Annotated in this window: 21 protein-coding genes; 12 read left to right on the top strand and 9 right to left on the bottom strand. The window is 43.3% G+C overall.

Annotated features, from left to right (window positions below; all coding sequences use genetic code 11):
* The first annotated feature begins 4 nt into the window (after positions 1 to 4).
* From GJU87_RS03445 to GJU87_RS03430, 4 genes are all read left to right on the top strand, one after another.
* Positions 5 to 2098 carry a tetratricopeptide repeat-containing sensor histidine kinase gene (locus tag GJU87_RS03445; protein WP_153638216.1) on the top strand — a complete coding sequence of 698 codons (2094 nt, stop codon included), beginning with the start codon at positions 5 to 7 and terminating at the stop codon, positions 2096 to 2098.
* Positions 2099 to 2231: 133 nt separating this feature from the next.
* On the top strand, positions 2232 to 2504 hold the full coding sequence (locus GJU87_RS03440) for a hypothetical protein (protein WP_106542176.1): 273 nt from the start codon (positions 2232 to 2234) through the stop codon (positions 2502 to 2504).
* Between the two features lie 35 nt (positions 2505 to 2539).
* Complete coding sequence (locus GJU87_RS03435) at positions 2540 to 3265, top strand: bifunctional 2-polyprenyl-6-hydroxyphenol methylase/3-demethylubiquinol 3-O-methyltransferase UbiG (protein ID WP_153638215.1); 726 nt, start codon at positions 2540 to 2542, stop codon at positions 3263 to 3265.
* A 1-nt stretch (position 3266) separates the two neighbouring features.
* Entirely contained in the window at positions 3267 to 5258 is a 1992-nt protein-coding gene (locus GJU87_RS03430; RefSeq protein ID WP_153638214.1) for a DUF4954 family protein, read from the top strand.
* Between the two features lie 28 nt (positions 5259 to 5286).
* Here the strand turns inward: GJU87_RS03430 and GJU87_RS03425 are convergent, their stop codons facing one another.
* Positions 5287 to 7230, bottom strand: coding sequence for an OmpA family protein (locus GJU87_RS03425; protein ID WP_153638213.1), 1944 nt, complete (start codon positions 7228 to 7230; stop codon positions 5287 to 5289).
* A gap of 389 nt (positions 7231 to 7619) precedes the next feature.
* On the opposite strand from GJU87_RS03425, the gene GJU87_RS03420 reads away from it, so the two are divergent.
* The 5 genes from GJU87_RS03420 (at position 7620) to GJU87_RS03400 (ending at position 11339) form a co-directional block, all read left to right on the top strand.
* The gene (locus GJU87_RS03420; protein WP_153638212.1) at positions 7620 to 7832 is read left to right on the top strand and encodes a hypothetical protein; all 213 of its coding nucleotides are present in this window, start codon (positions 7620 to 7622) and stop codon (positions 7830 to 7832) included.
* A 222-nt stretch (positions 7833 to 8054) separates the two neighbouring features.
* Entirely contained in the window at positions 8055 to 8387 is a 333-nt protein-coding gene (locus tag GJU87_RS03415; protein WP_153638211.1) for an iron chaperone, read from the top strand.
* A gap of 3 nt (positions 8388 to 8390) precedes the next feature.
* Positions 8391 to 8999: a class I SAM-dependent methyltransferase gene (locus GJU87_RS03410; protein ID WP_153638210.1), complete on the top strand. Its 609-nt coding sequence runs from the start codon at positions 8391 to 8393 to the stop codon at positions 8997 to 8999.
* Positions 9000 to 9121: 122 nt separating this feature from the next.
* The gene (locus GJU87_RS03405; RefSeq protein WP_153638209.1) at positions 9122 to 10696 is read left to right on the top strand and encodes a peptide chain release factor 3; all 1575 of its coding nucleotides are present in this window, start codon (positions 9122 to 9124) and stop codon (positions 10694 to 10696) included.
* 67 nt (positions 10697 to 10763) lie between these two features.
* Complete coding sequence (locus GJU87_RS03400; protein ID WP_228491846.1) at positions 10764 to 11339, top strand: DUF2179 domain-containing protein; 576 nt, start codon at positions 10764 to 10766, stop codon at positions 11337 to 11339.
* Positions 11340 to 11399: 60 nt separating this feature from the next.
* Here the strand turns inward: GJU87_RS03400 and GJU87_RS03395 are convergent, their stop codons facing one another.
* The 8 genes from GJU87_RS03395 to rpmB form a co-directional block, all read right to left on the bottom strand.
* Positions 11400 to 11618 carry a hypothetical protein gene (locus GJU87_RS03395; protein WP_153638208.1) on the bottom strand — a complete coding sequence of 73 codons (219 nt, stop codon included), beginning with the start codon at positions 11616 to 11618 and terminating at the stop codon, positions 11400 to 11402.
* Positions 11605 to 11985: a phage holin family protein gene (locus GJU87_RS03390; protein WP_153638207.1), complete on the bottom strand. Its 381-nt coding sequence runs from the start codon at positions 11983 to 11985 to the stop codon at positions 11605 to 11607. The genes GJU87_RS03395 and GJU87_RS03390 overlap by 14 nt, the downstream gene beginning before the upstream one ends.
* A gap of 27 nt (positions 11986 to 12012) precedes the next feature.
* On the bottom strand, positions 12013 to 12288 hold the full coding sequence (locus GJU87_RS03385; RefSeq protein ID WP_153638206.1) for a YtxH domain-containing protein: 276 nt from the start codon (positions 12286 to 12288) through the stop codon (positions 12013 to 12015).
* A 173-nt stretch (positions 12289 to 12461) separates the two neighbouring features.
* Positions 12462 to 13757 carry a 30S ribosomal protein S12 methylthiotransferase RimO gene (rimO, locus tag GJU87_RS03380; RefSeq protein ID WP_228491845.1) on the bottom strand — a complete coding sequence of 432 codons (1296 nt, stop codon included), beginning with the start codon at positions 13755 to 13757 and terminating at the stop codon, positions 12462 to 12464.
* An 89-nt stretch (positions 13758 to 13846) separates the two neighbouring features.
* Positions 13847 to 14794 carry a signal recognition particle-docking protein FtsY gene (gene ftsY, locus GJU87_RS03375; protein ID WP_153638204.1) on the bottom strand — a complete coding sequence of 316 codons (948 nt, stop codon included), beginning with the start codon at positions 14792 to 14794 and terminating at the stop codon, positions 13847 to 13849.
* A 134-nt stretch (positions 14795 to 14928) separates the two neighbouring features.
* On the bottom strand, positions 14929 to 15081 hold the full coding sequence (locus GJU87_RS03370) for a DUF4295 domain-containing protein (RefSeq protein ID WP_081782436.1): 153 nt from the start codon (positions 15079 to 15081) through the stop codon (positions 14929 to 14931).
* An 8-nt stretch (positions 15082 to 15089) separates the two neighbouring features.
* Positions 15090 to 15272: a 50S ribosomal protein L33 gene (gene rpmG / locus GJU87_RS03365; protein ID WP_106542190.1), complete on the bottom strand. Its 183-nt coding sequence runs from the start codon at positions 15270 to 15272 to the stop codon at positions 15090 to 15092.
* Positions 15273 to 15287: 15 nt separating this feature from the next.
* The gene (gene rpmB / locus GJU87_RS03360; RefSeq protein WP_106542191.1) at positions 15288 to 15530 is read right to left on the bottom strand and encodes a 50S ribosomal protein L28; all 243 of its coding nucleotides are present in this window, start codon (positions 15528 to 15530) and stop codon (positions 15288 to 15290) included.
* A 415-nt stretch (positions 15531 to 15945) separates the two neighbouring features.
* Here rpmB and GJU87_RS03355 point away from each other — a divergent pair, with 415 nt between their 5' ends.
* The 3 genes from GJU87_RS03355 to GJU87_RS03345 all read left to right on the top strand — a co-directional run bounded on the left by GJU87_RS03355 (position 15946) and on the right by GJU87_RS03345 (position 18487).
* Positions 15946 to 16593, top strand: coding sequence for a peroxiredoxin (locus GJU87_RS03355; RefSeq protein ID WP_153638203.1), 648 nt, complete (start codon positions 15946 to 15948; stop codon positions 16591 to 16593).
* A 118-nt stretch (positions 16594 to 16711) separates the two neighbouring features.
* On the top strand, positions 16712 to 17530 hold the full coding sequence (locus GJU87_RS03350) for a CPBP family intramembrane glutamic endopeptidase (protein ID WP_153638202.1): 819 nt from the start codon (positions 16712 to 16714) through the stop codon (positions 17528 to 17530).
* A gap of 126 nt (positions 17531 to 17656) precedes the next feature.
* Positions 17657 to 18487, top strand: coding sequence for an SMP-30/gluconolactonase/LRE family protein (locus tag GJU87_RS03345; RefSeq protein WP_153638201.1), 831 nt, complete (start codon positions 17657 to 17659; stop codon positions 18485 to 18487).
* Positions 18488 to 18710 lie beyond the last annotated feature (223 nt).

Raw genomic sequence — 18710 nt, 5'->3', positions numbered from 1 at the left:
CTAAATGAGCCTCAAATCTGTTTTTGTTACTTTTATTTTCCTCTTTTTCGGCCTGACAGCGCAGAGCCAGCCGTTGTCTGTTCCCGACTCTCTGAAACAAAAGTTACAAGGTCTGTCTGAGCCGGAACAGGCCCAAACACTGATTAATAACTCTACTTCATTTCTACCCGCCAAATCCGAATTGGCACGTTTTCTCTGTAATGAAGCTCTAACGAAGCTGGAACAGATAGAAAAGGATCATCCCAAACTCATTGCCAAAGCAAATTATGTTATCGGGGAATCGTATTACTACGAAAGTGACTTCAAAACGGCTCGTCCTTATTATGAGAAGGCATGCAGTATGTATCAGACAATAGATGATACTTCGCTTTGCGCTGAAACCAAAAACTGCATTGGCCTGACTTTTTATTATACAGGAGAGTTCAACAGGGCGATTCAGGAATTTATCAATGCCTACAATCTTTATTCAGAGCTCAAACAAAAAAGCGACATGGCTGATATGCTCACCAATATCGCCATGATTCAAAAAGAGACCGGCGACAGCGCAAAGGCAATGAAAAATTATGTCGATGCATTGGCTGTGGAGGAAGAACTGGGAGACAGCGCCAGCATCGCTATTATCTCGAACGGTATTGGCTTATTAAACATGGACCGCGACAGCCTGGATCTCGCTTTCCAATACCTCAACCGGGCCAAAGACATTTTTCACCGACTGGGACAGGTTTCGCGTGAAGCTTCGGTATTGCATAACCTGGGCATGATTTTCCAAAAGAAAAACGAATACCAACGTTCACTTCCCTATCTCCGCAAGGCAAAAGAGCTGTTTAAACAGGAAGACGATATTATGGGCGAAGCTTATGTTTTGCACGGAATGGGTACAGCTATGTCCAAGCTAAAGTTGTATAATCAGGCTGAAAAAGACTACCTCGAAGCATTAAATCTTGCCAAAGAACACGATCTCCCGTTGCTCATCAGGGACACCTACAAGAACCTGTACGAGTTCCATAACGATAGAAACGAGTACAAAAAAGCGTTGAAATACCACGTGATGTACACCCAACTGAAAGACAGCCTCTTCAACAAGGAGAAAGCGGACCAGTTGGCCAAAATACAAACACAATACGAAACCGAAAAGAATGCGCGTGAAGTCCAGAACCTAAAACTCGAAAATGAGCTGAAAGAAAGCAGGCTAAAAAGAAATATCCTGGAAAACAAAATCGCCTATGGTCTGGCCGGTATTTTTCTTATCATTCTAATCATTTTACTAAATCGATTTCTGGAAAACCGACAGGCTAACCGGCTACTTGAGTCGAAGAACAAAGAGATTGAAATCCAAAAAGCTGAACTGGAGGATCTCAACCACGCCTACCGGGAAATGAATAAGGAGTTGCGTACCCTGAACTCCGAAAAAGATACGTTCTTCTCCATCATCGCTCATGATTTGAAGAATCCTTTCCACGCACTGCTGGGATTATCTTTCTTGCTAAAAGAAGACTATCCCAAATTAACAGACGTTGAACGGGTGAATTTCGCCGGCGAAATCAACCAAACCAGCATAAAGATATTCCAGATGCTCGAAAACCTATTGGCCTGGGCCCGCACACAAACCAACCAAATTGAATACAACCCGGAATACATCAATCTGAGTGAATTTGCAGAGGAGCTGTACGAGAATACCATCACACAAGCTCACCAAAAGGACATATTCCTTTCGTTTGACATCCGGCGACAGCATCAGGTTTATGCTGATGCATTGATGCTGGAAACAGTAATAAAAAACCTAATCACCAACGGAATCAAATTCACCCCTAGAGGAGGTGCTGTTCGGGTAAAATCGGAGCTGGTACCCGACAGCAACTTTATTAAAATTTCGGTATTCGATACAGGTGTTGGGCTTACGCCGGAAGAACAGGGCAAATTGTTCCGCATCGACAGACACCTGAAAAAGACGGGCACCGACAGCGAAGAAGGATCCGGACTTGGATTACTTGTTTGTCAGGAGTTTGTCAAAAAACACGGCGGAAAAATCGGTGTCACCAGTGAACCAGGCAAAGGCAGTCATTTTTGGATTACAATGCCCATTTCAGATAGAACATAATATTTTAAAATAGTCTTTCCCATTTTTCATTCGATGAACAGATCCGTACGTTCGTCAGAAAGTTTTCAACGTTTATCAACAAAACTTTTTTCTCGCTGCCCCTTTTCGTAAATTAAATTCAAATAGATCGAAAATGGAGCATTTCCGTAAAATAAATTATGCCCATATTAAGGAATACATCCTCCAGTCCTCCCGGAGTGGAAAGACTCTTCATCTCTCTGATTTTGATGCAAAATTCTGGTTACACCACGAAAAGGTGAACCTCGACCAGATTAAAGCGATTTATCGCTTGTTGGGTAATATTCAAAATGTTATCATCCCATCGGGAGATTATAAAGGATTATATTTCTTTTCGGAACGGGAGAATGTCTTCTATAAATACGAGAGCACCGCTGTTACAGTTTAGGTAATTTTCTTACTTTGCGGGGTCAATCGTATACCATGGGAGTTTTAACCAGAGAACATGATCCGATGGGAGCTGCCATATGGGATTATTACACAGCTTTCAAAGACCATCAAATTACAGTAAAGACAGACATTGCGGAAGACGAGGAGCTCTCCCCCGCCTATCTTTTCAGAGATTTCGACCAGATGCCGGATATCGAACAATTAGCACTGGATAAAGCCAGCGGCCACGTACTTGACGTAGGTGCCGGTGCCGGTTCGCATGCACTTTGGCTTCAGGAAAAGGAATTAAAAGTAACCGCCCTGGATATTTCTCCTTTTGCCTGCCAAACAATGAAAGAGAGAGGTGTTCAGGATGTTCGCTTAATCGATGTCATGCAGCTGAAGGACGAACAATTCGACACCATTTTACTGTTAATGAATGGACTGGGAATTTCTGGCACACCACAAGGACTTGATCTTTTATTAAATCATCTGGGCACATTACTCAAACCTGGCGGACAAATTTTGGCTGATTCAGCTGATTTACACCATCTGTTTACCGACGAAAACGGTGAAGCCTGGATAGATTTAAATTCAGACAAATACTATGGACAGGTTGAGTACCGTTTAAGTTACCGGGATGTAGAAGGCATTCCTTTCAATTGGCTTTTTGTTGACCAGGAAACACTCACATTGACAGCGCAAAAAAATAAATTACAGGTAGTCGATATGATAGAAGGTTCCCATCATGATTACCTTTCAGTATTAAAAAAAATTTGAAATGGCTCACACCAACAGAAAACTGACATCCGAAGAAATTGAAAAACTGGAACAACGACATTGCACGGCGGAAGACTGGAATCAGATTACTGTTCCACATGATTTCGATATCCGAAACCTCCGAAACGTGCACTTTTATGGGACCAACGTACTGGGCCGCTTCGACAAAAAAATTAAGTTTTTCAACGGAATAGAAAAACCGACCGGGATATACGATGCCTCATTGCACAACTGCACCATCGGCGATAATGTGCTCATTCGCGGCGTACAACATCTTATCGCCAATTACGACATTGAAGAAGATGTGGTCATCAAGAATACCGACCAGGTTGTAGTAACCGAATCTTCTACTTTTGGTAACGGTACGATGGTGGCTGTTCTCGATGAATCCGGCGGACGCTCAATCCCGATTTACAACCATCTTTCGGCACACCTCGCATACATGATGACACTTTACCGTCACCGACGCGACTTACAGGAAAAACTGTTTACCTGGGTAGAACAATATGCCGAGAGTCGCCGGGCGGAAAGAGGGTTCATAGGAAAAGGCACCCGGATTTTAAACTGTCACTCCATTATCAATGTATATTTTGGCCCTTACACACTGGCAGAAGGCGTTCACCGACTGGAGAATGCAACCCTAAACAGCAAAATGGAATCACCCGTTGTTTTGGGAGCCGGAGTTATTGGCCGCAATTTTATCGTCAGTTCCGGTTCTGAAATCTCCGACGGAGCCATTGTAGAAAATTGCTTCATCGGGCAGGGCTGCCAGTTAAGCAAACAATACTCGGCTGAGAACTCGTTGTTCTTTGCCAACTGTCAGGGATTTCACGGGGAAGCATGTTCCATATTTGCAGGCCCGTATACCGTAACCCATCATAAATCGACTTTGTTGATTGCCGGAATGTTCTCATTCCTGAACGCAGGTTCCGGTTCGAACCAAAGTAATCACATGTACAAACTGGGACCGATTCACCACGGTATTGTACAACGCGGTTCGAAAACAGCCAGTGATTCTTATCTCTTGTGGCCTGCCAAAATTGGTCCTTTCACGTTAGTCATGGGACGTCACTACAAGAATTCAGACACGTCGGATTTGCCGTTCTCTTATCTCATCGAGAACAAAGACGAGAGTTACCTGATGCCGGGAATCAACCTCCGAAGCGTTGGGACCATTCGTGATGCCATCAAATGGCCGCGACGAGACCGGAGAACCGACCCCGATACGCTAGACTTTATCAACTTCAACCTGCTTAGTCCGTTTACCATTCAGAAGATGTTGCGAGGCCAGCAGGTTCTCGAAGACTTACAAAATATTTCAGGAAAAATATCCCAAACTTATTCCTACAGCTCAACCATTATCAAGAACTCCTCGCTTCAAAAAGGTTGGCAATTATACAATATGGGAATCACCAAGTTCTTAGGTAACTCGGTAATTACCCGATTGAAGGATTCGGGAATAAAAACTGAAGAAGAGATGCGGCAGCGTCTCACTCCCAGCACCAAAATTGGTGAGGGAGAATGGATTGATCTGGGCGGATTGATTGCTCCCAAAAAAGAGGTTTCATCACTGATGAACAAGATTGAGGCAGGAGAAATTACGGAGTTAACAGAAGCACGTGAATGGTTTGCGCGTCTCCACAGCAATTATTACGAATATGAATGGACGTGGGCTTCTCACCTGCTGGAAGAAAGGCTTGAAAAATCGATTTCCGAAATGACCATCAGCGACATCAAGGAAATGGTAGAACGCTGGAAAGAAAGTGTTGTTTCACTCGACCGCATGCTTTACGACGATGCCAGGAAAGAATTCACCCTGAAATCGCAAACCGGCTTTGGGTCAGACGGAAACGAAGAAACCCGATCACAGGATTTTGAGGTAGTGAGAGGAACTTTCGAAAACAATCAGTTTGTTCGGGAAATTCTGGATCATATCGAACGAAAGTCCCGCCTGGCCGATGTCATCCTCGAACAGTTAAATCAACTACAATAAACGAAAGCCGGAGATTCCGGCTTTTTTATTATCGATTATCCTCGATTTTCTTCAGAAGTCGAAATTCCGTTCTACGGTTACGGGCACGTCCGTCAGCTGTGTTGTTTCCTGCGACAGGCTTGGTAGCTCCATATCCTTTGGCGACCAATCGCTGAGCAGAAATACCTTTCGTCTCCAAAAAGCTGACAACAGATTCTGCTCGTTGCTTCGACAGCTCCAGGTTATGAGCTTCTGTTCCGGTATTGTCGGTATGTCCCGAAATTTCCACCGTCCATTCCGGATTTTTCTTCATAAATGCCACAACTTGATTCAATTGAGGAAAAGACTCCGGCTTCAGCGTTGCCGAATCGGTATCGAAAAACACATTCCGCAAGGCAGTTACACTCCCGGCCTTTACAGGCTGCAAAGCAATTGCCAATTGATAGGGCTTCGATTTTTCATACGAATCCCGTAAATCAAAATGCTCGGAATAAAACAGGTAACCAGGAGTTTCTACATTCAATCCGTAATTCTTTCCTGCCGGAAGACACAAGAGGAATTTCCCGTTTAACACATCAGGCCGGGTTTCTTCGAAAACACTATCATTCTTTAAATTGATGATTTGCACCATCGGCGAAAGTGGCTGCGATGTTTCTGCGTCGAACACTTTTCCGGCAACATAGCTAACCGCATCGGGCCGCAATTCCTCCGGAAGGACAAAATGAAAAATATCCTTTCCTCCATACCCTTCCCTGTTGGAGGCAAAATAGGCATTCTCACCTGTCACATCGACAATCAGGCCTTCATCGTCTTCATTTGTATTAATCGGGTAACCCAGATTTTTTGGAACAGAAAATCCATCGCCTTCATTTCTGGAAACGAATAGATCATTTCCCCCCAGGCCAGGCCAGTAATCCGAAGCAAAGTAGAGCGTTTTTCCATCGGCATGAATAAACGGTGACGATTCATTGCCGGGCGTGTTAACCGCCTCCACGTTGGTCACCTTTCCGTAAACCGGCAGTCCCGAGGGAGTGATACTGGTACGTTCAGCTCGCCAGATATCCATTTTACCTTTTCCACCTCTACGATTGCTGGAAAAGTAAAGATAGCGGCCATCGGCTGTGACCGATGGTTGCGACTCCCATCCTTTGGTGTTTACCGGTGCCATCAGATTGAGCGGCTTCATCCATTTTCCGTTGCGCTTCATGGTAAAATAAATATCGCAGCTGCCATAGCCACCTTTTCGGTTGCAAGCGGTGAAAAACAATAGATCCCCGTTAGCTGAAATACACTGTGCTCCCTCGTTATCCGGAGTGTTTACCGGCGATCCCAATGCTTTGGCAACTGACCAACCTGTACTATCGAGATACGATGAGTAGAAATCTTCCTGTGGAAAACGCAACGGCCTTCCGGTAGAATCAACTGTTATCAAGCGCGTAAAAACCAGCTGATTGGCTTCCGCATTCAAACTGGGCCAGTATTCATTTTCCTTCGTGTTAATATTCGGACCGAGGTTTTCCGGGTGAAACGGAATCGGGTGCTTTACTGCGTAGCTGGCAAATTCGGCAGCTTTCAGCAAATGCTTCGCATCATTTTCCTTTTTCGGCGGCAGCCTGAAGTACTTTTTTAAATTGACGACAGCCGAGTCGTACACGCCCTTTTTATATTGGAGTGAAGCCAAAAAGTAAAAGCCCTGAGGATAACTGACTGAGTCTGTTTTCAAACCCGCTTTTAGATGTATCTCCTCCTGCTCCGGTTTCTTCTCCCAATGGTAGATATCAGCCAGGGCGAAATGCGCCAAGGCGAAATGCTCATCCAGCCGCAAAACATGTTGAAGCTTGTTAATAGCTTCGTTGCTTTTCCCTTGCTGAAACAGTTGTTTTGCTTCGTTAAACTCCCGCTGAAGCCGGGGATCTGCGTTTTTCTTCGATTGTCCCACCCCCGGAACAGAAAAGCACAAAGCAAAAAATAGCATAAAAAACAGGCGTCGCATATAATGTATAAAGATTCTTTTCGTTATGATAGAGAGCGTTACATTGAAATAAACGATCAATTTTTCGTTTTATGGTTGCAAACTAATTAAAAAGATTTGTATAATTACCGATAAATAAACTTAGTCGCACACAAGAATACAAAACTCTAACAACCAACAAATTAAAAATTAAAAGAAGAAATAAGCATCCACAGCCAAAAACCGCCAAACGATGAAAAGGCGATATTCCGCCAATAGCGGAATACAACCACACGATGTCCAACCGGATTGAGTTGAAGAAAAAACATACTTTTCCTTGATTTACATGTAATTTAAAATTGAAATTGATATCAAAATTTGATAGATTTATTCCAATATCGTAAACCGAAACGGATATTAATCATCACGTTATGAAAAAAAAGCATTTTAAAAAGAACCGGGATGTAATGGATGGCAGGGATGATTCGCTCCGCCCAAAAAAGATTCGCAGAAAAGAAAAAAACGCATTTCTTTTAAGCGAAGAAGAACTGAATGAGGATCTGGAAGATTGGGAAGAAATTAAAAGTTATAATCGGTATGATGATGACGAAGAAGATTTCTACGACGAGGAAGACGATGATTAATCAAACGATTCCATCATCCCAAACCATTCAAACCAACTAAAATATACAGAGGAGAGGCCACTCTCCTCTTTTTTATGCTCTTTGCCCGCCACATGAATGTCCGACAGCATACGAACTATGTTCCATTCTTATATGTTTCACAAATTAAAACAGTCACATATCATGATATTTTGTTAATTTGGTACATCGGCCACATGCAAGTCAAACGCTAACACGAACATCATGAAAACAGAAGCCATTAACGTTGATGAGTACTTAACGATGATTCCCGAAGACCGGGCCCAGGTTATTACCAAAATTCGTTCAATGATTCAAAAGTACTTTCCCGACATCGAGGAGACGATGGAGTATGGAATGCCTACTTACAAGCCGTTTTGCGCCATGGCCTCGCAAAAAAAGTACCTGACTTTTTATTTGTTCGACGGACGAAAAATTGAGAAGTACCGTGACCGTTTTGCCAATGCTAGTATCGGACGTAGTTGTATTCGTTACACACATCCGGAAGAATTTCCGCTAAACGTGCTGGAAGAAATTTTTGAAGAAATGAAATCGTGAAGAATGGAGTCGTATTGGTTTGCCCGAATTTATGATCCGCTAGTGGAACCGGTATTAACCGGTTTGAGAGAAGACTTAACAGAATCACTTGTCAACTTAAAAATCGAAAACATACTGGATGTAGGCTGCGGAACAGGCAGTCAGCTTCGCCGGCTCGCTGCGAAAGGAATCCGGTGCACAGGAGTCGACCGCTCGGACGGCATGCTGAGAGTCGCCCGTAAGAAATCGTCCGGAATCGACTACATCCAGGCCGATGCCACCGCATTGCCCTTTCGCGACCAGCAATACCAGGCAGCGATGATTTCACTGGCATTGCATGAGAAAAGCCCGGAAGAAGGTCGCCTGATTCTAAAGGAAATGCTTCGTGTGCTCAAACCGAATGGCTATTTGATCATCGTCGATTATCATTTTACCGAAAGCCGCAAATGGATTGCCGACAAAGCGGTTTCGTTCGCCGAATTCATGGTTGGTGGCGACCATTACCGTAATTTCCGATATTACAGGAAGAACGGCGAATTGACCAGTATTATCGATGGCCTCCCCATGAAACATCATTCTTCCCGGAATTTCGCAGGAGGCACCATTGCTCTCAGCTTTTTCCAACCATCATGATTCCTGAATAAGGGAACATATTATTGCCTGCGGAACAGGCTTCGGATAACCCCTTTGTTTTCATCACACATGGTTTCTCTGATGTCCGAAAAAGGCTATCTTTGCCCACTCAAAAGTTAGTTATGGGTTTTAAGGAAGAAATTAAACGCCGCAGGACCTTTGGAATTGTGAGTCACCCGGATGCTGGTAAAACCACATTGACCGAGAAGCTGTTGCTTTTTGGTGGTGCCATCCATACGGCCGGAGCGGTAAAAAGCAATAAAATCAAGAAGAGTGCTACGTCTGACTTCATGGAGATTGAACGTCAGCGTGGAATTTCGGTAGCTACCTCGGTAATGGGTTTCGAATACGAGGGGTACAAAGTCAACATTTTGGATACGCCCGGTCACCAGGATTTCCAGGAAGACACGTTCCGCACGTTGACTGCCGTCGATAGTGTTATCATTGTAATCGATGCTGCTAAAGGTGTGGAGCCGCAGACCGAAAAGCTGATGAACGTCTGCCGGATGCGCAAAACACCAGTGATTGTCTTCATTAATAAAATGGACCGCCCAACAAAAGACTCTTTTGATCTGCTGGACGAAATTGAAGAACAACTGAAAATCAAGGTTCGTCCACTGAGCTGGCCCATCAACAACGGTCCCGATTTCAAGGGAGTTTACAACATCTTTGACAAAAACCTGAAACTCTTCAACCCCAGTATTACAGAGATTGAAGAAGGCATTAGCTTTGAAGATCTCGATTCTCCGGAATTGGAAAATTACATCGGAAATGACGCCGACGTATTGCGCGAAGAGTTGGAATTAGTGGAAGGAGTTTATCCTGAGTTCAATGTGGAAGAATATCGTGCCGGTGATTTGGCACCGGTTTTCTTCGGAAGTGCTTTATATAACTTCGGTGTACATGAGCTACTGAACACATTCGTACGCATTGCTCCGCATCCACGCCCAAAAGATGCAGAAGAGCGTGATGTGGACCCCACGGAGGAAAAATTTACCGGTTTCGTATTTAAGATTCACGCCAACATCGACCCCAACCATCGTAGCCGCATCGCTTTCGTGAAAATATGCTCCGGAACCTTCCGGCGAAATACCAACTACAAACACATGCGGTTGGGGAAGAATTTCAAGTATTCCAGCCCGACTGCTTTCATGGCTTCCAAAAAAGAAATTATCGAAGAAGCGTATCCGGGTGATATTGTTGGTATTCCCGACACGGGCAATTTCATCATTGGAGATACTATTACGGAAGGCGAAGATTTGCATTTCAAAGGTATTCCATCCTTCTCACCGGAAATCTTCCGATACATCGAGAATGCAGACCCGATGAAATCCAAACAGCTAAACAAAGGTGTAGATCAGCTGATGGACGAAGGCGTTGCACAGCTTTTCACCAGTGAGTTGAACGGTCGAAAAATCATCGGAACGGTAGGTGCACTTCAGTTTGAGGTAATTGAATACCGGCTGGAACACGAATACAATGCGAAGTGTCGGTGGGAAAACCTTTCGATGTACAAAGCCTGCTGGATTGAAAGTGACGACAAAGAAAAACTAGCTGATTTCAAAAAACGGAAACACAACAAAATGGCCAAGGACAAACACGGACGTGACGTCTTCATGGCCGATTCGCCATTTATATTGGATATGGCTCAACGTGATTTTCCGGAGCTAAGCTTCCACTTTAAATCAGAGTTTTAAAGATACAGCCCGGGACAACTTCCCGGGTTTTTTCATATTTTTCCGAAAAACTAAAACTAACAAACCGATGGACGCTACCTTCATGGACTCGAACCTGTTCAACTACCTGGTTCTTCCCCTAATGATATTCTTTGCCCGGATTTTGGACGTAACCATAGGAACCATTCGCATTGTGATGGTATCGAAAGGGCAAAAGAATCTCGCACCGCTTTTGGGCTTCTTCGAGGTATTTATCTGGATATTGGCAATGAGTAAGATTGTGCAAAATCTCGACAACTGGGTTTGCTATATCTTTTACGCCGGAGGTTTTGCGGCCGGTAACTTCATCGGCTTAATGATTGAAGAAAGGCTGGCTGTTGGTATTGTCCAGCTTCAGATTATCACCCGAAAAGACTCGACGAAATTAATTAATGCGCTGAAAAATGCAGGATATGGTATCACCCATCACAATGCAGAAGGAGCCACCGGAAAGTGGGTCAGTGTTATCTACAGCATCGTTAAACGAAACGATTTAGGGAACGTAGCAGAAATCATCAAACAATACAATCCCAATGCATTTTATTCCATCAATGATGTGAAGTTTGTCAACCGGGGAATAACTGCACCTTCACATGATCTCTCCGGAATAAGAATGGGGAAATAGCAAACAAGGGAGCATCATAAAGTGCTCCCTTGCTTATCTCATGTGATAAAGAATCAAATGCTATTTATTCCGGTTTAACAACCATTGCCTAACGCCTGCGATAAGCGGAACCAAAGCCTTGGCCGCCAGGCTTCGAACAATGTTTTCAGGATTGATTTCACTACGAAGAGATAACCAACTGATATTCAGCCGATGTTCAGCCATTAATACTTCGTACTCCATCCGGAGACGTTCCATCTCTACATCTTTTAAACTTCGTATGGTTCTATTCTTCTTCATCTTCATCCTGTTGCATTTTTTTCTGAGAGAAAACCATGTTGTAAATATTAGATAAAACCGATTGTTCTATCCATTTCTTGCTTAACAAGTAAAACAGTAGTCCAAAAACCAACAGGCCTGCAGCCAGAATAAGAAATCCGAGAGCCAGATTTTGAAGCCACTGACCGATAAGAATAGCTAATCCGATAGAAGCAAAGAACAGTACCAGAATACCCAGCAGCCATACAATTGTTGTCGAGAAAAACCGCGACAATACCCGCGTGCTTTCTTCCACCAATGTCAGCTTTTGTAATTCTATTCTGGCCGAAACGTACTCTTTCAGGTTTTGGCTCAGCTTTTCGGTGTCTTCTGTCAGGCTATCTTTCATAAGCTTTAAATTTGTCTACCGGATAAGTTACTTGGCTTCAGCTGTTTTTGACTTTTTCAACAAGTCACCCAGCTGTTTCTCCAAGTCCTGAATTTTTTTGTTTAATGTCTCTTCAGCTTTTGATTCCTGCGTTTTTAGTTTTTTGCCCATGGCTTCAACTTCACCTTCCAGGTCGTTCAGTTTGTCGCCAATCCATCTGCGGGTGTCTTCACCTTTTTGCGGAGCAAACAGTAAACCTACCGACGCTCCGACGACTGCTCCAATAACAAATGTTCCGAGAAGTCCATATCCAAATTTATCCATAGCTTAAAATTTTTAGTGATTAACTCATTAAACAGAACAGCTACCCGACAAATATGTTTACTAAAAAAGCTTAAATTCTAATGCTTTAGGTCATAAGTGATAAACTAAAGGGCTAAAGACGGGAAACAAAAAAGGTATAAATATGCATATTTATACCTTTTCAATTGGGCCTCTTATTTTACAACTCCGTAGAGATCGTAATCGTTTGTGTGGGTAATTTCCACCTGGCAAAAAGTACCGACTTCCAGCTCTTTACCCTGGCTGTCGATATAAACTTCCCCGTCCACTTCGGGCGAGTCGAATTCGGTCCGACCAACATAAAAGTCATCATCTTTCCGATCAATCAGAACTTTCATTTCTGTTCCCACTTTTTCAGCGGTAATTTCAGCAGCAATTTCCTGCTGGATTTGCATCAATTCGTCTGCCCGGGCTTCTTTTACCTCCTGCGGAACATCATCCTTGTAGTTCTCTCCGGCATACGTATCTTCTTCGAAAGAATAAGGAAAAACACCCAACCGCTCAAAGCGCATTTCACGAACAAACGCCTTCAAATCTTCAAAATCCTCTTCCGTCTCGCCGGGATGTCCCACCAGCATCGTGGTGCGGATATGAATACCGGGAACCTCTTTCCGGATACGGTTTAACAATTCAATCGTCCTTTCCCGGGTAATATTCCGGCGCATAATTTTCAGCATACGGTTACTGGAATGCTGCAACGCAATATCGAGGTAGCGCGCTATATTTTTCTGCTCCCGCATGACAGGAAGAATCTTGTAAGGAAAGCCGGCTGGATAGGCATAGTGCAGTTTAATCCATTCGATACCCGGAATATCGGACAGCTTGTTCAGCAATTCGTCGAGCATACTCTTCTTGTACCGATCCATTCCGTAAAAGGACAAATCCTGCGCAATGATGAGCAACTCTTTCACACCTTTCTTAGCCAACAACGTTGCTTCTTCGATAATATCCTCCATCGGTTTGGATATATGCTTTCCGGTCATGCGCGGAATCGCACAGTAGGAACAGGTCCGGTCGCAACCTTCCGATATTTTCAGAAACGCGTAGTGAGACGGAGTCGTCAGATACCGTTCGTTGCTCAGACTCATATAATAATTAGCCTTCAAATCGCTAATCATTTTCTTTACCTCGAACTTCCCGTAAAACCCGTCCACTTCGGGAATTTCGTTAATTAACTCATCGCGGTAGCGGGCAGACAAACATCCAAAAACGAATAGCTTATCGACCATTCCTTTGTTCTTGGCATCGACAAAATTCATGATCGCCTCCACCGATTCTTCTTTCGCATCCAGAATGAACCCACACGTATTCACCGCCACAATCCGGGCATCTGTATCATTCGAATCATGCACCACATCATACCCGTTGTGCTGAAGCTGGTTCAGAAACAATTCCGAATCGACCAGATTCTTCGAGCACCCCATGGTCACCACATTCACTTTCTTCTTCATCACTATATCCTGTTTACTGAATGATTTCCCTGTATACAAAAAAAGGATGCACAACCGGCATCCAGTGTTTTTTCGATTTACCGAATCCGTTAGCTAAACAACGAATCGACAAATTCAGTTCGGTTAAATATCTGCAAATCTTCCATCCCTTCACCGATTCCGATATATTTCACCGGAATTTTGAACTGGTCGGAAATACCGATGACGACGCCACCTTTGGCGGTTCCATCCAGTTTGGTCAACGCCATGGCAGTAACTTCGGTGGCTTTGGTAAATTGTTTGGCCTGCTCAAATGCATTCTGACCGGTTGAACCATCCAGAATTAACAGAACCTCATCCGGGGCACCGGGATAAACCTTCTGCATCACTTTCTTGATTTTCGAAAGCTCGTTCATCAGGTTGATCTTGTTGTGCAAGCGTCCGGCGGTATCGATGATAACCACATCAGCCCCGTTAGATTTAGCCGACTGAAGCGTATCAAAAGCAACAGAAGCCGGATCGGAGCCCATTTTTTGTTTCACCAGGGGAACATTTACACGGTCGGCCCAAATCTGCAACTGATCGATGGCTGCTGCACGAAACGTATCAGCCGCTCCCAAATAAACTTTCTTGCCGGCAGCTTTAAACTTGTGAGCTAATTTCCCAATGGTTGTGGTTTTCCCTACACCATTCACACCAACGACCATAATCACATAAGGCTCGGGGCGCTCGGGCAACTCGAAATCTGACACATCAGTCGAATTATTTTCTTCGAGCAATGCGGCAATTTCTTCCTTCAGAAGGATATTTAGTTCGGCAACACCAAGATATTTGTCACGCGACACCCGTTCCTCGATGCGTTCGATGATCTTCAAAGTTGTATCAACGCCCACATCCGAAGTAATTAAAACTTCCTCGAGATTATCGAGAACTTCGTCATCGACCTTCGATTTGCCAACCACGGCGCGCGAGAGTTTGGAAAAAACGCTCTCTTTGGTTTTGGCGAGACCTTTATCCAGGTTCTCTTTTTTATTCCTGGTAAAATTAAATATCCCCATGGTATCAGATTATTGCAGGGCGAAGATACAAATTTGCCGTTAAAAAGCCCCGGTTCAACTTGTTGGTGTATATAAAAAGAGAAAGCCTTCATCAGTGATTGACGAAAGCTTTCTCTTTAGTACGGAAATATGATTTACTTTTTGAAGTAGTCATTAACCATATCGTTAGGAACCATTTCCTCAACGAATGTGTAAGCACCGGTTTTTTCCGATTTCACCATTTTGATTACTTTGGAATAAGATTTTCCGGCACCTTTCTGAAGTGTTGCAACTGCTTTCTTAGCCATGATTCAAATTATTTTATTTCCCGGTGAACGGTTACACGTTTAAGAATCGGGTTGTATTTTTTCAACTCCAGACGATCAGGAGTGTTTTTCCGGTTTTTAGTAGAAATATAGCGGGAAGTCCCGGGCATTCCACTTTCTTTATGTTCGGTGCACTCCAGAATTACCTGTACACGATTACCTTTCTTTGCCATTTCTCAAGCTCCTTTTTAGATGTTATCAATATAACCTTTTGCTTTCGCATCCTTCAGGGCTGCATTCAATCCTTTTTTATTGATGATGCGCAACCCGGCAGCAGAAACATTCAGGTTAATCCAACGATCATCCTCGGGAAGGTAAAACCGCTTGTGGAAGAGGTTCACTTGGAACTTTCTCTTAGTTCTGCGCTTTGAGTGAGAAACATTGTTACCCACCATCACCTTTTTTCCGGTTATCTGACAAACTCTTGACATTTCAGTATTTTTTACTTCCGTCCGTTACATTTTTCAAACAGTTCGCAAAGTAACTACTTTTTGATTAAAATATCAAACAGTTATCTGTTTTTTTACACAGGAAACCGAAAAAGGAAATACCCTTTCACAAACTACTGTACCTAAAGGTTTCAGAAACAAATAAAGTACGAAAAAACGTTTTTGTCAATAGCTGATTGAATCATTTTCGGCCTATGTAATTGACTACAAAAATTTTCTTTCCCGGTCGCATCTTGTCCTCATCCCTTTTCCTTGTTAAGCATTCATAACTATCGGTTAAATACAATTAACTAGCCAACTGGAAGTTAAGAAGTGTAAATCACCTTGACTTTTGCCGCTTATCCTCGTAATTTTAAGTTACTCGTTAAAATTCAAATTAATTTCTAAAAAATCTGTTATGGAAGAACATATTGAAAATCCCATGCCCCGCATTGGTGATAAGGCCCCTGATTTCAAAGCAACTACTACTTATGGCGATTTGGTATTCTCGGAATACAACAAAGGAAGCTGGGTTATCCTGTTTTCGCACCCCGCTGACTTTACACCGGTCTGTACCACCGAGATGAGTGGTTTTGCCACCCGCCATAAAGAATTCAAGGATATGAACTGCAAATTAATCGGATTGAGTATTGACAGTATTCACGCCCATGTTGCCTGGGTGAATAACGTAAAAAAGAATACAGGCGTACTTTTCGATTTCCCGATCATTGCCGACCTTGATATGCATGTTGCCATGAAATACGGTATGATTATGCCGGGTGAAGCAACCACTGCCGCAGTAAGAGCCGTCTTTATTATCGATCCGAATGGGATCATCAGGTTGATTATGTACTACCCGCTGAATGTGGGCCGGAATATGGACGAAATCGTTCGCGCACTGAAAGCCCTTCAGACTGCCGACAAGCACAAAGTAGCCCTGCCGCTGAACTGGCAGCCGGGCGAAAAAGTAATCGTTCCGCCTCCTACTTCGGTAGATGCAATGGAGGAACGCGAAAAGTCGGACTACGAAATGGTGGACTTTTATCTGGCGAAAAAGAACATCTAAACTTAACTATGAAATCAATGTTTTATTAGGAGGAAGCCCAAAGGCCCCTCCTTTTTTTTATGGTTAAACACATCAGATCGTACATTTTTAGTTATATTCGATTATAATTCTCCCGAATTTGAGCAAAAGGCAAACGCGATACTACCCTACTTTTTGGGCGGCAGTCCACTTGGTTGTACTGTATACTTTTATACAGACTCTGGTTGATTTTCCTCTTGCTCTATACGATTATTATCACGGTACGGACTGGTTATATGAACCTTGGGTAAAAGTCCCGGTTTTCTTTGGCTCAACGCTTTTCATTTTATATTGGGGATACCGGAAGACCGGATTGAAAATTGGCAGTGTTTTTCCCTTTAAGCTTTTCAATATTTTTGTCGTTCCCGGATTGTTACTGATGTTAGCCGCATTGCAGATTTCGCTGGGAAAAATCAATGCCGCTTTCGAAACATTGCTTCCGCCGCCAGGATGGTTTATTGAAATGTTTTCGCGGCTCTTCGACTCCGATCTAGGTGTCTGGGGAGGAATTCTCCGGGTAGTAATCATTGCTCCGATTGTGGAAGAGTTGATTTTTCGCGGGTTAATTATGCGGGGGTTCATCCGGAATTATCCAAAAGCCCTGGCCATATTCTATACCGCACTGCTCTTTGCCTTGTTTCATCTCAATCCCTGGCAATTCCCGGCAACATTCTTACTCGGACTCATTTTGGGTTGGGTACGTATCCGGACAGGTTCAATCCTGGCAGCTATCACCGGACATGCAATGCACAACGGGCTGGTATTCCTAACAGTTTACTACCTGACCAAACTGCATAAAGCCGGAATTATTCTTCCGGATTACAAACTAAACATTCCCGCAGTTGTTTTATTATTCGTAGTTGGTGTTACCATCACCTCTCTGGCAACGTTTTCGCGAAAAAAGAAGGCCGTAGCCTGACTTTTACTGAAAGCTATCGTAACTTTAAAGTTCAGTTTAGTTCATTCCACAACGAGTGCAAAAGACCAGACGACAAAGTCGGTACAGCAAACTCAATTGATATTCATAAAACCAAATTATAAAACGATGAAATCACTTCCAGGATTCTTTCTTTTTCTGCTACTAACAGCTTTTACTTCAAATGCACAAATTGTCAGTCCAATATGGCAAACCGAAAGAGTGCTCAAAGTACCGGAATCGGTGCTATACGATGCCAGTCTGAATTGTTTGTTCGTTTCGAATGTGAATGGAAATCCTTCAGAAAAGAATGGAAAAGGATTTATTTCCAAAGTATCTCCCGACGGCAAGATTATCGACTTAAAGTTTGCTACAGGGTTGAATGCCCCCAAAGGAATGGCCATCTACCAAAACAAATTGTATGTAAGTGATATCGACCGTCTCGCCGAAATATCCTTAACAAATCCGAAAAAAATCAAGTTCTACGAGGCGCCAAAAGCACAGTTCCTGAATGATGTTGCCATTAGTCAAAACGGAGTGTTGTATGTTTCCGACTCCGGAACCGGTAGAATTTACAAACTGGAAAACGGCGTTTTCGGGATTTGGGGAAAAGTAGCACCACTTGCCGGTCCCAATGGATTGTTATACGAAAAAGGTCATTTATTAATCGGCACGAACGACGGTATTTTTTCCGCCGATCCGGTTAGTGGAAAAGTTGAAAAACTGGTATCTCTTTCGGGCGGAATTGACGGTTTAAAAGCGGTTGGAAACGGTAAATACATTGTTTCCGACTGGAAAGGAAAAGTACAGGTCGTGTCGGCTACCGGCCAGTCTGTTTTATTTGATACAACCGATAAAAAGATCAATGCAGCCGACCTGGATTACATACCTTCAAAGGATGTTTTACTGGTTCCCACATTCGCCGATAACCGGGTGATGGCGTATAAAATCAAACTTTAGTTTATCTTTTGATTTTGCGACGACTAATTTCGGGTCTGTACGATGTTTTAATGAAGATTTTTTGCGTTGACAAACCGCCTTTCGCTGAAGTAAAGAAACGGTGAATTTTCGATGGATGTATTCTCAATAAATTCGCTATTTTGTCGTTAATATTAGGAAAGCGTTAATCAACTAAATCACTTAGTGTTATAAAAACATCAAACTTAACTTCCCAATGCAACAC

The sequence above is a fragment of the Prolixibacter sp. NT017 genome, assembly GCF_009617875.1.
Classification (GTDB): domain Bacteria; phylum Bacteroidota; class Bacteroidia; order Bacteroidales; family Prolixibacteraceae; genus Prolixibacter.
The sequence above is the reverse complement of the archived record's forward strand: the minus strand, read 5'-3'. Positions and strand labels throughout refer to the sequence as shown.

Excerpts from the sequence above, each read along its gene's own strand:
- GJU87_RS03445 (WP_153638216.1), top strand. The coding sequence starts at position 5 with ATGAGCCTCAAATCTGTTTTTGTTACTTTTATTTTCCTCTTTTTCGGC.
- GJU87_RS03440 (WP_106542176.1), top strand. The coding sequence starts at position 2,232 with ATGGAGCATTTCCGTAAAATAAATTATGCCCATATTAAGGAATACATC.
- GJU87_RS03435 (WP_153638215.1), top strand. The coding sequence starts at position 2,540 with ATGGGAGTTTTAACCAGAGAACATGATCCGATGGGAGCTGCCATATGG.
- GJU87_RS03430 (WP_153638214.1), top strand. The coding sequence starts at position 3,267 with ATGGCTCACACCAACAGAAAACTGACATCCGAAGAAATTGAAAAACTG.
- GJU87_RS03425 (WP_153638213.1), bottom strand. The coding sequence starts at position 7,230 with ATGCGACGCCTGTTTTTTATGCTATTTTTTGCTTTGTGCTTTTCTGTT.
- GJU87_RS03420 (WP_153638212.1), top strand. The coding sequence starts at position 7,620 with ATGAAAAAAAAGCATTTTAAAAAGAACCGGGATGTAATGGATGGCAGG.
- GJU87_RS03415 (WP_153638211.1), top strand. The coding sequence starts at position 8,055 with ATGAAAACAGAAGCCATTAACGTTGATGAGTACTTAACGATGATTCCC.
- GJU87_RS03410 (WP_153638210.1), top strand. The coding sequence starts at position 8,391 with ATGGAGTCGTATTGGTTTGCCCGAATTTATGATCCGCTAGTGGAACCG.
- GJU87_RS03405 (WP_153638209.1), top strand. The coding sequence starts at position 9,122 with ATGGGTTTTAAGGAAGAAATTAAACGCCGCAGGACCTTTGGAATTGTG.
- GJU87_RS03400 (WP_228491846.1), top strand. The coding sequence starts at position 10,764 with ATGGACGCTACCTTCATGGACTCGAACCTGTTCAACTACCTGGTTCTT.
- GJU87_RS03395 (WP_153638208.1), bottom strand. The coding sequence starts at position 11,618 with ATGAAGAAGAATAGAACCATACGAAGTTTAAAAGATGTAGAGATGGAA.
- GJU87_RS03390 (WP_153638207.1), bottom strand. The coding sequence starts at position 11,985 with ATGAAAGATAGCCTGACAGAAGACACCGAAAAGCTGAGCCAAAACCTG.
- GJU87_RS03385 (WP_153638206.1), bottom strand. The coding sequence starts at position 12,288 with ATGGATAAATTTGGATATGGACTTCTCGGAACATTTGTTATTGGAGCA.
- rimO (WP_228491845.1), bottom strand. The coding sequence starts at position 13,757 with ATGAAGAAGAAAGTGAATGTGGTGACCATGGGGTGCTCGAAGAATCTG.
- ftsY (WP_153638204.1), bottom strand. The coding sequence starts at position 14,794 with ATGGGGATATTTAATTTTACCAGGAATAAAAAAGAGAACCTGGATAAA.
- GJU87_RS03370 (WP_081782436.1), bottom strand. The coding sequence starts at position 15,081 with ATGGCTAAGAAAGCAGTTGCAACACTTCAGAAAGGTGCCGGAAAATCT.
- rpmG (WP_106542190.1), bottom strand. The coding sequence starts at position 15,272 with ATGGCAAAGAAAGGTAATCGTGTACAGGTAATTCTGGAGTGCACCGAA.
- rpmB (WP_106542191.1), bottom strand. The coding sequence starts at position 15,530 with ATGTCAAGAGTTTGTCAGATAACCGGAAAAAAGGTGATGGTGGGTAAC.
- GJU87_RS03355 (WP_153638203.1), top strand. The coding sequence starts at position 15,946 with ATGGAAGAACATATTGAAAATCCCATGCCCCGCATTGGTGATAAGGCC.
- GJU87_RS03345 (WP_153638201.1), top strand. The coding sequence starts at position 17,657 with ATGAAATCACTTCCAGGATTCTTTCTTTTTCTGCTACTAACAGCTTTT.